The following is a 16,578-nucleotide window of genomic DNA, read 5'->3' on the forward strand; positions in this document are numbered from 1 at the left end:
CCCTCCGGCTCCGGCCCTCAAAGTAACGGCTTGATCCGGATGCCTTGGCATAGCCTCGTGATCATGACTGCAATGACCCCGGATGTCTGGCTCCCGTTCCCCGCCGAGGAGATCGAGGGCCTCCCCGACTCCTTCCGGTACCGCCTCTGGGACGGCGAGGACGCCTTCCCGGCCGACCCGGCCGACTGCGTCTTCTACGTGACGCCCTACATGAAGTCCCCCGAGGTCACCGTGCGCCCGCTGGCGGCGATGCCCGCGGTCCAGGTCGTCCAGACCCTGACCGCCGGCATCGACGACGTGCTGGGCCGCCTCGGCGACCTGCGCCCCGGCGTACGGCTGTGCAACGCCGCGGGGGTCCACACGGCCAGCACCGCCGAACTCGCCCTCGCGCTGACCCTCGCCTCCCTGCGCGGCATCCCCGGCATGGTCCGCGGCCAGGACCGCGAGGAATGGCGTTCCGGGTTCTACGACGCCCTCGCCGACAAGTCGGTTCTGATCATCGGCTACGGATCGATCGGCTCCGCGATCGAGGACCGGCTCACGGCCTTCGAATGCGGCCCGGTCGCACGGGTGGCGCGGACGGCCCGGACCACCGCACGCGGGCCCGTGCACACCCTCGCGGACCTGCCCGGGCTGCTGCCCCGGGCCGACGTGGTGATCCTCGTGACACCGCTGACCGACGCCACCCGGGGCCTGGTCGGCGCCGACTTCCTCAGCCGGATGAAGGACGGCGCCCTGCTGGTGAACGTGTCGCGCGGCCCCGTCGTCGACACCAAGTCCCTGCTGGCGGAGGTGGAGTCGGGCCGCCTGTGCGCGGCGCTCGACGTCACCGACCCGGAACCGCTGCCCGCGGGCCACCCGCTCTGGCATGCTCCGAATGTCCTGATCACCCCTCATGTCGGGGGCAGCAGCTCGGCGTTCGAGCCGAGGGCCAAGCGCCTGCTGGCCCGCCAGCTCACCCGGTTCGCCGCCGGCGAGCCCGTGGAGCACACGGTGCTGATCACCGAGTGACGCATGATGTGCACGCTCCGCAGTCACTCGAATGCGCTGCGTGGGCGCAACTCCCCGATCGGTAACTGAGAGTAGAGAGACCCTGTCCCTGAGTGACGAAAGTGGTGTATCGTCCGGAAGAAGGGGCTGCGCCACGAACGTCTGGCGCTGGGGAGTGATCGGACACTTTGGGGGGCGACGGGCGATGTACGGCCAATGGACGAAGGATCCGACGCGGCACAGCCGCCGGAGGCGACGCTGCCGAGACTGGGCTGCACCGGAACCAGCCGGCGAGGGGGACCGGTGAGTCCCCCGGGGGCGGCACTCCTGAACCGGCCGTCCGTCTCAGGCGGAGGCAAGGGTCTGGCGATGCAGCTGCTCCTCGCGGTGGTCAGCGGCGGGTACGCCGTCGGTGCCGCCCTCAACTGGGGCTCGGAGGAAGTCGCCGAGATCATGGGGGACTTCGGGCTCAGCGCGGCCGGCTTACTCGCCGCGGTCTCCTGCTACACCTACGCGAGGGCGATCGACAGCCGCGAACGCCCCGCCTGGCTGCTCTTCGCCTTCTCCTCCCTCATGGGCGCCTGCGGCAACGCGGTCTGGGGCTGGTACGAGGTGGTCCTGGGCGAGGAAGTGCCGAAACCCTCGCTCGCCGACTTCGCCTTCCTCTGCTTCGCCCCGCCCGCCATCGTGGGCCTGCTCGTCCTCGCCAAACGCCCGGTCACCCGTGCCGGCTGGGTGTGCCTCGGACTCGACTCCTGGCTCATCGGCGGCTCCCTGCTCACGCTCTCCTGGAGCCTGGCCCTCGCCCACGCGGCGCGGACCGCCCAGTCCGGCGCCCCCGGCAGCGTCCCGCGCGCCGCGCTCTCCCTCGCCTACCCGCTCCTGGACATCGCGCTCGTCTCGATGGTCCTGGTCCTGCACTTCCGGCGCAGCGAGACCAACCGCTCCGCCGTCAACACCGCCATCGCGGCGCTGGCCCTGACCGTGCTCAGCGACGCCCTGTTCACCTCGCCCCTGCTGAGCGCCGAGTACCAGTCCGGACAGCTGCTCGACGCGGGCTGGTTCGCGGGCTCGCTGCTCCTCGCGTACGCGCCCTGGGGCGCCCGGCGCCTCCACCCGGACCCGGAGCCGGCCGGGCGCCCGCGCGCGGACCGGGCGCACAGCCGCCCGATCACCGGCTCGCTGCCCGCCCTCACCCCGTACCTCGCGGCCGCCGTGTGCACCCTCGGCATCCTGTACAACGTCGTGGACGGCCGGAAGGTGGACCGGATGGTCGTCTTCACCGGCTGCACCGTCGTGCTCGCCCTCGTCATCCGGCAGGGCATCATGCTCCTCGACAACATCGCGCTGACCCAGGAACTGGCCCAGAAGGAGAACCACTTCCGCTCCCTGGTGCAGGGCTCCAGCGACGTGATCATGATCGCCGCCCCCACCGGAACCCTGCGCTACGTCAGCCCCGCGGCCGCCGGGGTCTACGGCCGCGAGGCGGAGGAGCTGGTCGGCACCGAGCTCGCCACCCTGATCCACCCCGACGACCTCGGCCGGGTGGTCCACGAGGTACGCCGCTTCCTCGCCGCACCGCCGACCGAGGAGCCCACCACCCGCATCGAGTGCCGCTTCAAATCGGGCGGCGGCGAGTGGCTCAACGTGGAGTCCACCGTCAACCGCCACCAGGGCGGCCTCATCCTCAACAGCCGGGACGTCACCGAGCGGGTCCGGCTCCAGGCCCAGCTCCAGCACAGCGCCGAACACGATCCGCTGACCGACCTGCCCAACCGGGCCCTGTTCACCCGGCGCGTGCGCCAGGCGCTGACCGGCCGGCGCGCGGGCGACCACAGCACCGCCGTGCTCTTCATCGACCTCGACGGCTTCAAAGCGGTCAACGACACCATCGGCCACCAGGCCGGCGACGAGCTGCTCGTCGAAGCCGCGCGCAGGCTCCAGGACTCGGTCCGGGCCGGGGACACCGCGGCCCGCCTCGGCGGCGACGAGTTCGCCGCGCTGATCCTGGGCGACGGCAACCGCGATCCCGGCGCCCGCGAGTACCAGGTGCGCGAGATCGCCGACCGGCTGCGCACCACCCTCTCCCAGCCGTACCGGATCGGCGGCAGCGAGGTCCGGGTCGCCGCGAGCATCGGAGCGGCCTTCGCCGACCCCGGCATCACCCCTTCGGACCTGATGCGCAACGCGGATCTCGCGATGTACCGGGCCAAGGCCGGCGGCAAGGACCGCGTCGAGCTGTACGCCCCCCAGATGCAGGCCGAAGTCGTACGCAAGGCCGAACTGGCGGGCCGGCTGCGGACGGCACTGCACGAGGGCGAGTTCGCCCTGCTGCACCAGCCCGTCGTCTCACTGGCCACCGGTGAGGTGTCGGCCGTCGCCGCGCAGGCCCGCTGGCGCTCCGCCCAGGGGATCCTCTTCACCCCGGCGGAGTTCCTCCGGGTCGCCGAGTACAGCGAGGGCGGCGCCGGTGGGACGGGCGTCCCCGGCGCCGCCGGCCATGACGCCTCGCGCACCGCCGAGCTCGGGCGATGGCTGCTGGAGGAGGCCGTGGAGCAGGCCGCCGACCGGCACCGGGCCGGGCACGGCGTACCCGTGGCCGTGCGGATGACCGCCCAGCGGCTCCTGGACCGGTCCATGCCCCTCGGCTCCGTGGAGGCCCTGCTGACCCGGCACGGGCTGCCGTCCGGGGCCCTGGTGCTGGAGCTCGCCGTATCCGACCCCAGAGTGCCCTTCGATGACCTGGAGCGCCGCCTGAGCTCCCTGCACCGGCTCGGGGTGGGTATCTCCCTGGACGGCTTCGGCAGCGGCTACGCGGCCATCAGCGCCCTGCGCCGCCTCCCCGTGGACATGCTCAAGCTGGACCGGGGCCTGGTGGAGGGGGTGGTCGAGTCCGCCCGGCTGAACAAGATCACTGCCGGTCTCTTGCGTATCGCAAACGACCTGGGCATGCGGTCGGTGGCGGACGGGGTGGATCTGCCCGAGCAGGTCCTGGCGCTGCGCGCGATGGGGTGCACGCACGGCCAGGGAATGGCCTTTTCCGGCCCGCTCGACGAGTACAGGCTGCGCCGCGCGCTGGTGCGCGGTACGTTCCCAGTACCGGGCGGAGTGGCCCAACCAGCACTGGCCGGCGGTTCCCCCGGGGGCTCGATGGCCCTTCGTAGAGGCTCACATAATGAGACGCCCGTCCCACCTACTTGACATCACCCTCCCGCCAGAGGGAGGGTCAATGCCATGCGCACCCGAATTCTCGTACTTGGAAAGCGCGTCGGCTGAAGCTGGGGCCTGTATGTCCCCGCTCAACACCCCCGACGCGCTCCCCTCGCTTGCCTCCTGGCACGAGGGGTTTTTTGTTGCACTGGCACAGAGTCGAATCCGCGTAAAACCCTCAGCTTCGAGAAGAGAATGCCGATGACCGAGCAGGCCACCGGGGCCCACCATCCGCAGCCGCGGCCCCGTTCCGGCGGACAGCAGTCCGCCGCAGTTGAGCACGTCACGGGTGCGCAGTCCCTCATCCGCTCTCTCGAAGAGGTGGGGTGCGACACCGTCTTCGGTATTCCGGGCGGCGCCATCCTCCCCGCGTACGACCCGATGATGGACTCCAAGAAGGTCCGTCACATCCTGGTCCGTCACGAGCAGGGGGCCGGCCACGCCGCCACCGGCTACGCGCAGGCCACCGGCAAGGTCGGCGTCTGTATGGCCACGTCCGGACCGGGCGCCACGAACCTCGTCACCCCGATCGCCGACGCGCACATGGACTCCGTCCCGCTCGTCGCGATCACCGGTCAGGTCTCCTCCAAGGCGATCGGCACCGACGCCTTCCAGGAGGCGGACATCGTCGGCATCACGATGCCGATCACCAAGCACAACTTCCTGGTCACCAAGGCCGAGGACATCCCGCGGACCATCGCCGAGGCGTTCCACATCGCGGCCACCGGGCGTCCGGGCCCCGTCCTGGTCGACATCGCCAAGGACGCCCTGCAGGCGAAGACCACCTTCTCGTGGCCGCCCACCCAGGACCTCCCCGGTTACCGGCCGGTCACCAAGCCGCACGCCAAGCAGATCCGCGAGGCCGCCAAGCTCATCTGCCAGGCCAAGCGCCCGGTCCTGTACGTCGGCGGCGGCGTCATGAAGTCCGGCGCGACCGCCGAGCTGAAGGTCCTCGCCGAGCTGACCGGCGTCCCCGTCTGCACCACCCTGATGGCGCTGGGCTCCTTCCCCGACAGCCACCCGCTGCACGTCGGCATGCCGGGCATGCACGGCAGCGTCACCGGCGTCACCGCGCTGCAGAAGTCGGACCTGCTGATCGCCCTCGGCACCCGCTTCGACGACCGCGTCACCGGCAAACTGGACAGCTTCGCCCCCTTCGCCAAGATCATCCACGCGGACATCGACCCCGCCGAGATCGGCAAGAACCGCGCGGTCGACGTCCCGATCGTCGGGGACGCCCGCGAGGTCATCGCCGACCTGATCCAGGCCGTCCAGGCCGAGCACACCGAGGGCAACGCCGGCGACTACACCGCCTGGTGGAACGACCTCAACCGCTGGCGCGACACCTACCCGCTGGGCTACGACCTGCCCGCCGACGGCAGCCTCTCCCCGCAGCAGGTCATCGAGCGGATCGGCGCGCTCGCGCCGAAGAGCACGATCTTCGCGGCGGGCGTCGGCCAGCACCAGATGTGGGCCTCGCACTTCGTCAAGTACGAGGAGCCGCGCACCTGGCTGAACTCCGGCGGCGCCGGAACCATGGGCTACGCGGTCCCGGCCGCGATGGGCGCCAAGGTCGGCATGCCCGAGCGCACGGTCTGGGCGATCGACGGTGACGGCTGCTTCCAGATGACCAATCAGGAACTGGTCACCTGCGCCCTGAACAACATCCCGATCAAGGTCGCGATCATCAACAACGGCGCGCTGGGCATGGTCCGCCAGTGGCAGACCCTGTTCTACAACCAGCGGTACTCCAACACCGTTCTGCACGCCGACGAGACCGGTCACGACACGGTCGGCTCCCAGCTCGGCGAGTCCATCGCGCCCCGCAAGGGCACGCGCGTCCCGGACTTCGTCAAGCTGTCGGAGGCCATGGGCTGCGTGGCGCTGCGCTGCGAGGACCCGGCCGATCTGGACAAGGTCATCGCCGAGGCCAACGCGATCAACGACCGTACCGTCGTGATCGACTTCATCGTCCACGAGGACGCCATGGTGTGGCCGATGGTCGCCGCCGGCACCTCCAACGACGAGGTCATGGCAGCCCGGGGCGTCCGTCCCGACTTCGGCGACAACGAAGACGACTGAGCCGAGAGAGCCCGAGAGAGAGAACGCCCCACATGTCCAAGCACACGCTCTCCGTCCTGGTCGAGAACACGCCCGGCATCCTCGCCCGGATCGCCGCCCTGTTCTCCCGCCGCGGGTTCAACATCGACTCCCTCGCGGTCGGCGTCACCGAGCATCCCGACATCTCCCGCATCACCATCGTCGTCAACGTCGAGGACCTCCCGCTGGAGCAGGTGACCAAGCAGCTGAACAAGCTGGTCAACGTGCTCAAGATCGTCGAGCTGGAGTCCCACAACGCCATCGAGCGTGAGCTCGTCCTGGTGAAGGTCCGCGCCGACAACGAGACCCGTTCACAGATCGTCGAGATCGTCCAGCTCTTCCGCGCCAAGACGGTCGACGTCTCCCCGGAGGCCGTCACCATCGAGGCCACCGGCGGCTCCGACAAGCTCGGCGCGATGCTCAAGATGCTGGAGCCCTTCGGCATCAAGGAGCTCGTCCAGTCCGGCACGATCGCCATAGGGCGTGGCGGCCGGTCCATCACGGACCGCAGTCTGCGCGCGCTCGACCGCAGCGCCTGACCGCCCGGCCCGGCACCGCGGACACGCGAGCCGGGTCGGACACGCTCTGCTCGCATAGCGAGACCAAGAAACTCAGATTCCGTTCCCCGCCGTACGGTGGGAGCAACACCAGCGCACCAAGGAGATATCCCAGTGGCCGAGCTGTTCTACGAGAACGACGCCGACCTGTCCATCATCCAGGGCCGCAAGGTCGCGGTCATCGGTTACGGCAGCCAGGGCCACGCCCACGCGCTGTCGCTCCGTGACTCCGGCGTCGACGTCGTCGTCGGTCTGAAGGAGGGCTCGAAGTCCAAGGCCAAGGCCGAGGAGCAGGGTCTGAAGGTCGTCCCCGTGGCCGAGGCCGCCGCCTGGGCGAACGTCATCATGATCCTCACCCCGGACCCGCTGCAGGCCGAGATCTACGAGGAGTCCATCAAGGAGCACCTCAAGGAGGGCGACGCGCTCTTCTTCGGCCACGGCTTCAACGTCCGGTACGGCTTCATCGAGCCCCCGGCCAACGTGGACGTCGCGCTCGTCGCCCCCAAGGGCCCGGGCCACCTGGTCCGCCGTCAGTACGAGGAGGGCCGCGGCGTTCCGTGCATCGCCGCCGTCGAGCAGGACTTCACCGGTTCCGCCTTCGCGCTCGCGCTCTCGTACGCGGCCGGCATCGGCGGCACCCGCGCCGGCGTCATCAAGACCACCTTCACCGAGGAGACCGAGACCGACCTGTTCGGTGAGCAGGCCGTCCTCTGCGGTGGCGCCTCCGCCCTGGTCAAGGCCGGTTTCGAGACCCTGACCGAGGCCGGCTACCAGCCGGAGATCGCGTACTTCGAGTGCCTGCACGAGCTGAAGCTCATCGTGGACCTCATGTACGAGGGCGGCCTGGAGAAGATGCGCTGGTCGGTCTCCGAGACCGCCGAGTGGGGCGACTACATCACCGGCCCGCGCGTCATCACCGACGCCACCAAGGCCGAGATGAAGAAGGTCCTCGCGGAGATCCAGAGCGGCGAGTTCGCCAACACCTGGATGGCCGAGTACAAGGCCGGTCTGCCGAAGTACAACGAGTACAAGAAGGCCGACGAGGAGCACCTGCTGGAGACCACCGGCAAGAAGCTGCGCAAGCTGATGAGCTGGGTCGACAGCGACGAGAGCTGATCTCGTGGCGGTGGGGCCGGGACGCGTGAAGTCCCGGCCCCGCCGTGCACCGGCGCAGGAACCCGGCCGTCCGGACGGCCGGGATGCAGGGGATCCGGGGGGTCCGGGATGCCGGGAATCCGGCCCTCGCGGGCGCGCCTTGTCCACCCCGGCCAACCACGGACGGGTGATCCTTCCGTACAGGCGGAAATCCGGCCCGTCAGCGCCACTACACTGCTCAACACATACGCGTCAGGCCCACAGTGTCGTGCGTCTTCCACGCGGCTACCCCCTCCACCGCCTGCGGCCGTCGGGACGGCCGTCCGCACTGGACTTGTGAGGACCCACGTGAGCTCGAAACCTGTCGTACTCATCGCCGAAGAGCTGTCGCCCGCCACCGTCGAGGCGCTGGGCCCGGACTTCGAGATCCGGCACTGCAACGGCGCGGACCGCGCCGAGCTGCTGCCCGCGATCGTCGACGTGGACGCGATCCTCGTCCGCTCCGCCACCAAGGTCGACGCCGAGGCCATCGCCGTGGCCAAGAAGCTGCGGGTCGTCGCGCGTGCCGGTGTCGGTCTGGACAACGTGGACGTCTCCGCCGCCACCAAGGCCGGCGTGATGGTCGTCAACGCGCCGACCTCGAACATCGTGACCGCGGCCGAGCTCGCCTGCGGCCTGCTCGTCGCCACCGCCCGCAACATTCCGCAGGCCAACACCGCCCTGAAGAACGGCGAGTGGAAGCGGAACAAGTACACGGGTGTCGAGCTCAGCGAGAAGACCCTCGGCGTCGTCGGCCTCGGCCGCATCGGCGTGCTGGTCGCCCAGCGCATGTCGGCCTTCGGTATGAAGATCGTCGCGTACGACCCGTACGTGCAGCCCGCGCGCGCCGCCCAGATGGGCGTCAAGATGCTGGCGCTGGACGAGCTTCTGGAGGTCGCCGACTTCATCACCGTGCACCTGCCCAAGACCCCCGAGACCCTCGGTCTCATCGGGGACGAGGCCCTGAACAAGGTGAAGCCGTCGGTCCGCATCGTCAACGCCGCCCGGGGCGGGATCGTCGACGAGGCCGCGCTGTACACGGCCATCAAGGAGGGCCGCGTCGCCGGCGCCGGCCTCGACGTGTACGCGAAGGAGCCCTGCACGGACTCCCCGCTGTTCGAGCTCGACCAGGTCGTCTGCACCCCGCACCTCGGCGCGTCCACGGACGAGGCCCAGGAGAAGGCCGGTGTCTCGGTCGCCAAGTCGGTGCGCCTCGCGCTCGCCGGCGAGCTCGTACCGGACGCGGTCAACGTCCAGGGCGGCGTCATCGCCGAGGACGTCCGTCCGGGCCTGCCGCTCGCCGAGAAGCTCGGCCGCATCTTCACCGCCCTCGCGGGCGAGGTCGCGGTCCGCCTCGACGTCGAGGTCTGCGGCGAGATCACCCAGCACGACGTCAAGGTGCTGGAACTCTCCGCCCTCAAGGGTGTCTTCGAGGACGTCGTCGACGAGACGGTCTCCTACGTCAACGCCCCGCTGTTCGCGCAGGAGCGCGGCGTCGAGGTCCGCCTGACCACCAGCTCGGAGTCCCCGGACCACCGCAACGTGGTGACCGTGCGCGGCACCCTGTCGGACGGTCAGGAGGTCTCGGTCTCCGGCACGCTCGCGGGCCCGAAGCACCTTCAGAAGATCGTCGGCATCGGCGAGTACGACGTCGACCTGGCACTCGCCGACCACATGGTCGTGCTGCGCTACACCGACCGCCCCGGTGTGGTCGGCGCCGTCGGCCGCGTCCTCGGCGAGGGCGGTCTGAACATCGCGGGCATGCAGGTCGCCCGGGCCGAGGAGCACGGTGAGGCGCTCGCCGTCCTCACCGTCGACGCCGCGGTTCCGGGGGACGTCCTCGCGGACATCGCCACCGAGATCGGCGCCGTCTCGGCGCGCACGGTCAGCCTCGCCTGAGCCCGTCAGGGTGACGACGTGAAGGAAGGGCCCGGGGGAGAGGCGAATTCCAGGGGTCGTTGCCACACGTGATCACCGACGTGTGGTGGCGAGCAGTTTGGACAGGCGCTCGGCTGGGGTTTCCCAGCCGAGCGTCTTGCGTGGGCGGCTGTTGAGTTCGGCAGCGACTGCGTCGAGGTGGTCCCGGGTGTGGCCGGACAGGCTGCTGCCCTAGAGACTGCCCGATTCGCGACCAGCGTACGGGCCCCAATCTCTCGCCCCATGGCAGCTCCAGCCAAAGCCGCTCCCGCCGACCTCATCTGGCCCGTGTGCGATCGTCACGCCTCCCAGGTACGTTGAAGCCGTCAGCCGAGGGAGAACGCTCGCGAGGGAGTCGCCCCGCAACGCGTGGCTGCGGGGCGACGATCCACTTTCGCAACGGGCCTAGTGGGGTTTAGTCGACCGTCTGCCCGTCGTACATACCGCCCCTGCAGGTCGGGAGCACGGGCGTCGACCGATCGATCGTTCCGCCGTTGTCCGTGCACTCACCCGGGGTGACGCTGGTCGGGGTGACGCTGCCGACGGTGGCGGCGGTGGCGGTGGCGGCGCCTGTGAGGCCGAGTCCGGCCAGGGCTGCCGTGGCGAAGACCGCGGCGAGGATTCGTCGAATGCGCATTTGGTTCGCCTTTCACAGATTGCCTCGGTTGGGGCACTAGCCAGCTTGATCTTCATCCATGTGGGTGGCACGTCGTGTTACGCCATTCGGGTGACAGTGTTGTCGGGTGCGGGGTCGGTGACGCGACCCGTCAGAGCGGATGGAAGCCCGTGCCACATCCGTGCCAGAAAGAGCGGATCCCAGCAGTCAAGAGCAGTCAAGCGCGACGCCTCGCGATTAATCACCAGAGGCCGTTTGCGCTGGTCAGCGTCAACCCCCTCCGTGTCGGCCCGGTGATTCCCAAGCTCAGAGCGCGGGTTCGATTCCCGTCACCCGCTCCACGGCGAAGGCCCAGCTCATAGGCGAATCCCAGGGGTCGTTGCCACACGTGATCACCGACGTGTGGTGGCGAGCAGTTTGGACAGGCGCTCGGCTGGGGTTTCCCAGCCGAGCGTCTTGCGTGGGCGGCTGTCGAGTTCGGCAGCGACTGCGTCGAGGTGGTCCCGGGTGTGGCAGGACAGGCTGCTGCCCTTAGGGAAGTACTGCCGCAGGAGGCCGTTGGTGTTCTCGTTCGAGCCTCGCTGCCAGGGGCTGCCGGGATCGCAGAACTAGACCGGCACGTCCGTGGCGACACTGAAGGCGTGGTGGGTGGCCATCTCTGCTCGGGACTCCAGCGCAGGGTCAGGTGATGCCGGACGAAGTCACGGAGCTCCGGGTTCTGGCCGATCTTGCCGACCTTCGGCCGAGGCCGTCGCCGAATTGCTCGCCGGTGGGCCGCATGCGGTCGGTAGTACCACTGGCTGCTGGGCAGGACCGTGCGGTTGCGGCGGATCTCCCGGCTGATGGTGGACGGGCTGCGTCCCAGCTCGGCAGCGATCGTGCGGACTGACGCCTCCTCCCGGAGGCGGTCGGCTATGTGGATCCGGTCCGCCTCGCGCAGGTAGCGCGAAGGAGCGTCGTCCTCGGGCTCCTGGGCGGCCGCCGGCTCTGGGGCCTCGGTGTACCGCCACGGCCCCGTTTCCACGAGAGGCGGTGCCGCCTTGTTCTTCCCGGACGTCTGCCGGCCGTTACGCCATCGCCTGCCTGTCCGGTCGTTGATGCCAACGATCCCGCAGGCGTCCAGGTGAGAAGTTCCCTGATCCACGAGCAGAAGGTATGTCTCCCGCTCGCGGCTCAACTTCGCGCGTCCCTGCGGCCGTCGATCCGCCCGAACCTCGAAGTCCGTCGCATCCCCTGAGCCGGGGTGTTGCGACGACCACTAGAACTCAAGAGACCCCCGGGCCCTTCCGCGTTCCGTCGGCCGCGTGCCGCGTCGGGCGGTTCAGTGGTACGTCGCCTCGTGGGCGCGGACTTCGGGACCCGTCGCGGGCTCCGCCGCGGGCGGGGCGGGCGCTTCGATCCCGCGCATCAGAGCCGCGGCGAGCACGGCCGCCCCGAGCAGCAGCGCCGTACCGCCCCAGGCCGCGTACTGCATTCCGTGGACGAAGGCCTCCCGGGCCAGCGCCAGCACCTGCTCCCCGGCGGGGCCGCCGATGTGGTGGGCGGTGGCGACGGCCCCGCCCAGGGTCTCCCGCACCGCGGGCTCGGCACCGGCCAGGTCGGCGCGGTAGACCGCGGTGCCCAGGCTGCCGAGGACCGCCATGCCCAGGGCGCCGCCGAACTCCGTCCCGGTCTCCAGCAGGGAGGCGGCGGAACCGGCCTTCTCGGCGGGGGCCGAGGCCAGCGCCATGTCGGACACCAGGGACAGCACGGTGACGATGCCCGCGGCCAGCACCCCGGCGCCGGTGAGGATCAGCCACAGGGAGTCGGTGCCCACCAGGCTGACGAGGACGAAGCCGGCGGCGGCGAGGGCGAACCCGCCGGCGAGGACGTAGGCCCGGTCCACCTTCCGGGCCAGGGCCGCGCCGACCGGGGCCGCGGCGACGACGAGGACCGAGGGGGCCAGGCTCCACAGGGCGGCCTCCAGGGTGCCCATCCCGAGTACCGACTGGAGGTACTGGGTGGTGAAGTAGGCCGAACCCATCATGGCGAAGGCGGCGACGGTGTTCAGGCCGATGCCCGCCCCGAAACCGCGGGCCCGGAACAGGGCCCGGCTCACCATGGCGTCGTCACGGGTGCGCTGGCGGCGGACGAAGACGTATCCGAAGGCCAGGCCGACGGCGAGGCAGCCCAGGTAGAGGGGTTCGCAGCCCTCGGCGGCGATCTCCTTGAGCCCGTAGACGACCGGCAGCACGGCGGCCATGGAGAGCGGGACGCTCAGCAGGTCGAAGCGGCCGGGGGCCGGGTCCTTGAACTCCGGTACCAGGGCCGGGACCAGGAGCAGCAGGAGCAGCATGGCGGGCACGTTGATGAGGAAGACGGAGCCCCAGTAGAAGTGGTTCAGCATCACCCCGCTGAGCACCGAGCCGAGGGCGATGCCGCCGGTCATGGCCCCGGACCAGATGGCGATGGCCTGCCCGCGCTGCTTGTCGTCCTGGAAGAGGTTCCGTACGAGGGCCAGGGTGGACGGCATCAGGGTCGCGCCGCCGATGCCGAGCAGGACGCGGGCCGCGATGAGCATCTCGGCGCTGGTGGCGCAGCCGGCCCCGATCGAGGCGAGGCCGAAGGCGGTCGCGCCGATCAACAGCAGTTTGCGGCGGCCGATCCGGTCGCCGAGCGAGCCCATCGTGATCAGCAGGCCGGAGAGGGCGAAGGCGTAGCTGTCGAAGATCCAGAGCTGCTGCGTGGAGCTCGGGTCGAGCTGGTCGGTGATGGCCGGGATGGCGAAGTAGAGGACGGAGACGTCCATCGAGACCAGGAGCAGGGGCAGCAGAAGGACGGTGAAGGCGGTCCATTCGCGGCGGCCGGCACGTCGCGCTGTGGCAGCGGGAGTTGTCATGAGCAGGAATATACATACGTCTTAAACGCTTGTCTATGACGACTGTATAGAACTGTTGTCTAGGACGTTTGTCTTGCTACCGTGTGGCCATGGGACATCGCGAAGATCTGCTCGAAGGTGCCAAGAAGTGCCTGGTCGAGAAGGGGTTCGTGCGCACGACCGCGCGCGACATCGTCAGCGCCTCGGGGACCAACCTGGCCTCCATCGGCTACCACTACGGCTCGAAGGACGCCCTCCTCGCCCAGGCCTTCATCGGCCTGATGGAGGAGTGGGGTGCGGTATTCCAGAACGGACTCGACGGCGAGGACGGATCGCTGGAGCGCTTCCGCGCCCTGTGGGAAGGCGTGCTGGAGCAGCACGAGAAGTCGGGCCCGATCTGGGCGGCCAGCCTGGAGGTGGCGCTCGGCCGGGACCAGCGGCCGGAGTTGAGGTCCATGCTCGCGGCCTCGCAGGCCGAGGGGCGCCGGGGGCTGATCTCGATGCTCACCGGGACCCCGGAGGACCAGCTCGACGAGCGGGACGTGCGGACGCTGGGCGGCTTCTACCAGGCCCTGCTGAACGGCCTGATGATCCAGTGGCTTTTCGACCCGGAATCGGCCGCAACCGCCGAGGAGTTCACCGAGGGCATGCGCCGGGCGGCCGAGGAGATGACCCGGACCCAGGGCTGACCGGAGCCGGCACCACCGCAGGTCGCACCGCCCGGGCCGGACTCGGCCTACGCCATGCGGGAGGCCTTGAGGGCCATGTGGAGCAGCAGGCGGTCCTCGCCCTCGTCCAGGTCGAGGCCGGTCAGCTGCTCCACCCGGGCCAGGCGGTAGTAGAGGGTCTGGCGGTGGATGCCCAGGGCGGCCGCCGCGCGGCCCGCCTGGCCCGCGCAGTCCAGGAAGACCTCGGCGGTGCGGGCGAGTTCGCGGTTGGCCGGGGTCAGCAGGGTGCGGGCCGCGGGGTCGTCCACCGGATCGGCGGCGAGCGTCGCCAGCAGCCGGTACGGGCCGATCGCCGACCACTGGGCGACCGGGCCGAAGCGGGGCTGGGCCGCGGCCGCCCGGGCCGCGGCGACGGCCTGCTCCCAGGCGGCCGGCAGGTCCGCGAGGCCCCGTACGGGGTCGGCGACGCCGGCGGTCACCCCGCGGGCGACGGCCGTGGTGGTGGCTCCGGCGCTCCCGCCCGTGCCCTTCCCGCCCGTGCCCTTCCCACTCGCGGCCTTTGCGCCCGCGGCCTTTGCGCCCGCGGCCTTTGCGCCCGCGGCCTTTCCGTCCGTGCCCTTCCCGCCCGGCTCCGTCGCCTCCGCCGCGCGCGGCAGCAGCCGGGCCACCGCCGCCAGGGCCGGAGCGAGCGCGTCCGTCGAGCGCAGCCGCAGCAGTACCGCCAGAGCCGGATCGCCCGCGGGCTCCGGCCCGGCTCCCGGCCCCGCCGCCGCCCCGGGCCCGCCGGCGCCGCCCGGCTCGCCCCCGCGCCGCCGCGGTACGACGCACACCGCCGCCGCGCCCGGTACCGACGCCGGAGCCTCCCCGGGCCACGGCGCCACGCAGACCGCCGCGTGCAGTCCGTCCCCGCCCGGCCCGAGGGCGGCCCGCAGTGCGGCCACCGCCATGTCCTGCTGCCAGCCCGGGCCGGCCGTGAGCACCGCCAGGAACTCCCGCGACAGGTCGGCCCCGGCCCGCGCCTCCTCGGCGAGCAGCACCCCGATGCGCTGGGCCACCTCCATGGCCGCGTCCAGCGCCGCCGGCCCCGGCCCGGGCTTGCCGGGCTCCTGGTCCAGCAGCCATACGTAGCCCTGCACGATGCCCCGGTACCGCACCGGCAGGCAGATCCGCCCCCGGAAGACCCCCGCGTCCGGCGCCGCCGGGATCCGGACCGGCCCGGTGGCGCGGGCGATGCCGAAGCCCTCGAACCAGGACCGGACGTCCGCCGTGGACTGCCGGGTCAGGATCGAGCGGGTCCGTACCGGGTCCATCGCCAGGTCGTCGTCGCTGTCGTGGGCGCCGAAGGCGATCAGCCGGAAGTCCCGGTTCTCCAGGGTCGCCGGGGCGCCGAGCAGCGCGGAGATCTCGTCCACCAGGTCCTGGTAATCGCCCTTCACGCGCACATTCTCCCACCTCGGCGCGGACCCTTCAGACAGATGTATGAGATCCGGGACACGGATGCGTGACAGCTGTCGATGGCAGAGGATCGAAGCGATCCTTAGGTTTCACGGTGGTTTTACTTGCGCTTTTCTTCTGCCACCCGCTGGAGGTGCCCCCGTGCTGGGTCCCGTGATCCTCGCCGCTTCGCGCAGCGACAAGATGCGTCGTATCGTCTCTGCCGCCCCGGTGACCAAGCCCGTGGTGAACCGGTTCATCCCCGGCGAGACCGTCGATCAGGTCATCCCGATCGTCGAGGAGCTCACGCGCAACGGCCTGGAGGTCACCCTCGACGTCGTCGGCGAGGACATCACCGAGGTCGAGCAGTCCTACGCGGCCCGGGACGCCTACCTCCTGCTCATCGAGCGCCTCGCGGAGCTCGGTCTCGGCGAGAAGGCCGAGATGTCCGTCAAGCTGTCGATGTTCGGCCAGGCCCTGGAGGGCGGCCACGAGCTGGCGCTCGCCAACGTCCGCCCGGTCGTCGAGGCCGCGGCCGCCATCGGTACCACCGTGACGCTCGACGCCGAGGACCACACCACCCTCGACTCGATGTTCGCCATCCACGAGGAGCTGCGCCGGGACTTCCCGCAGACCGGCTGCGTGATCCAGGCGTACCTCTTCCGCACGGAGGCCGACGCCCGCCGCCTGGCCGCCGCCGGCAGCCGCGTCCGCATCGTGAAGGGCGCCTACAAGGAGCCCGCCGAGGTCGCGTACCTGGACAAGGCGGAGATCGACAAGGCGTACGTCCGGATCCTGAAGATCCTCATGGACGGCGAGGGCTACCCGATGATCGGGTCGCACGACCCGCGCCTCATCGCCATCGGCCAGGAGCTCGCCCGCAAGGCCGGGCGCAAGCTGGACGAGTACGAGTTCCAGATGCTGTACGGCATCCGCAGCGAGGAGCACCTGCGGCTCGCCGCCGAGGGCCACCGGATGCGCGTCTACACCGCGTACGGGACGGACTGGTACGGCTACTTCATGCGCCGCCTCGCGGAGAAGCCGGCCAACCTCCTCTTCTTCGTCCGCTCGATGATCACCAAGAACTAGGCACCC

The 16,578-nt window shown here is 70.5% G+C and carries 11 protein-coding genes and 2 pseudogenes; 8 read left to right on the forward strand and 5 right to left on the reverse strand.

Features of this window, described 5'->3' with window-relative positions:
- Positions 1-63: 63 nt before the first annotated feature.
- The 6 genes from JYK04_RS29360 (at position 64) to serA (ending at position 9,890) form a co-directional block, all read left to right on the forward strand.
- Positions 64-1,011 carry a 2-hydroxyacid dehydrogenase gene (locus JYK04_RS29360; protein ID WP_189742854.1) on the forward strand — a complete coding sequence of 316 codons (948 nt, stop codon included), beginning with the start codon at positions 64-66 and terminating at the stop codon, positions 1,009-1,011.
- A 282-nt stretch (positions 1,012-1,293) separates the two neighbouring features.
- The gene (locus JYK04_RS29365) at positions 1,294-4,191 is read left to right on the forward strand and encodes an EAL domain-containing protein (protein WP_373297475.1); all 2,898 of its coding nucleotides are present in this window, start codon (positions 1,294-1,296) and stop codon (positions 4,189-4,191) included.
- A gap of 204 nt (positions 4,192-4,395) precedes the next feature.
- Entirely contained in the window at positions 4,396-6,282 is a 1,887-nt protein-coding gene (locus JYK04_RS29370; protein ID WP_189742850.1) for an acetolactate synthase large subunit, read from the forward strand.
- Positions 6,283-6,314: 32 nt separating this feature from the next.
- Positions 6,315-6,839 (forward strand): acetolactate synthase small subunit, encoded by a 525-nt coding sequence (gene ilvN, locus JYK04_RS29375; RefSeq protein ID WP_030010002.1) that lies wholly within the window; start codon positions 6,315-6,317, stop codon positions 6,837-6,839.
- A 132-nt stretch (positions 6,840-6,971) separates the two neighbouring features.
- Positions 6,972-7,973: a ketol-acid reductoisomerase gene (gene ilvC / locus JYK04_RS29380; protein WP_189742848.1), complete on the forward strand. Its 1,002-nt coding sequence runs from the start codon at positions 6,972-6,974 to the stop codon at positions 7,971-7,973.
- 327 nt (positions 7,974-8,300) lie between these two features.
- Positions 8,301-9,890: a phosphoglycerate dehydrogenase gene (serA, locus tag JYK04_RS29385; RefSeq protein ID WP_189742846.1), complete on the forward strand. Its 1,590-nt coding sequence runs from the start codon at positions 8,301-8,303 to the stop codon at positions 9,888-9,890.
- Between the two features lie 433 nt (positions 9,891-10,323).
- Here the strand turns inward: serA and JYK04_RS29390 are convergent, their stop codons facing one another.
- The 4 genes and pseudogenes from JYK04_RS29390 to JYK04_RS29400 form a co-directional block, all read right to left on the reverse strand.
- Positions 10,324-10,545: a hypothetical protein gene (locus JYK04_RS29390; protein WP_189742844.1), complete on the reverse strand. Its 222-nt coding sequence runs from the start codon at positions 10,543-10,545 to the stop codon at positions 10,324-10,326.
- A 371-nt stretch (positions 10,546-10,916) separates the two neighbouring features.
- A pseudogene (locus JYK04_RS41470) lies at positions 10,917-11,183 on the reverse strand (IS30 family transposase); the annotation flags it as partial.
- A gap of 218 nt (positions 11,184-11,401) precedes the next feature.
- Positions 11,402-11,668 (reverse strand): annotated as a pseudogene (locus tag JYK04_RS42185) (IS30 family transposase); the annotation flags it as partial.
- A 177-nt stretch (positions 11,669-11,845) separates the two neighbouring features.
- Entirely contained in the window at positions 11,846-13,402 is a 1,557-nt protein-coding gene (locus JYK04_RS29400) for an MFS transporter (RefSeq protein ID WP_189742842.1), read from the reverse strand.
- 89 nt (positions 13,403-13,491) lie between these two features.
- Between JYK04_RS29400 and JYK04_RS29405 the strand changes: the two genes are divergently transcribed.
- Complete coding sequence (locus tag JYK04_RS29405) at positions 13,492-14,070, forward strand: TetR/AcrR family transcriptional regulator (protein WP_189742840.1); 579 nt, start codon at positions 13,492-13,494, stop codon at positions 14,068-14,070.
- Between the two features lie 47 nt (positions 14,071-14,117).
- On the opposite strand, the gene JYK04_RS29410 is transcribed toward JYK04_RS29405, so the two are convergent.
- Positions 14,118-15,485, reverse strand: a complete 1,368-nt coding sequence (locus JYK04_RS29410; RefSeq protein WP_189742838.1) for a PucR family transcriptional regulator — start codon at positions 15,483-15,485, stop codon at positions 14,118-14,120.
- 160 nt (positions 15,486-15,645) lie between these two features.
- Here JYK04_RS29410 and JYK04_RS29415 point away from each other — a divergent pair, with 160 nt between their 5' ends.
- A complete protein-coding gene (locus JYK04_RS29415; protein ID WP_189742836.1) occupies positions 15,646-16,572 on the forward strand; it encodes a proline dehydrogenase family protein in 927 nt (308 codons plus the stop codon).
- Positions 16,573-16,578: the final 6 nt, after the last annotated feature.

Origin of the sequence: Streptomyces nojiriensis, assembly GCF_017639205.1 — a bacterium.
Taxonomy (GTDB): domain Bacteria; phylum Actinomycetota; class Actinomycetes; order Streptomycetales; family Streptomycetaceae; genus Streptomyces; species Streptomyces nojiriensis.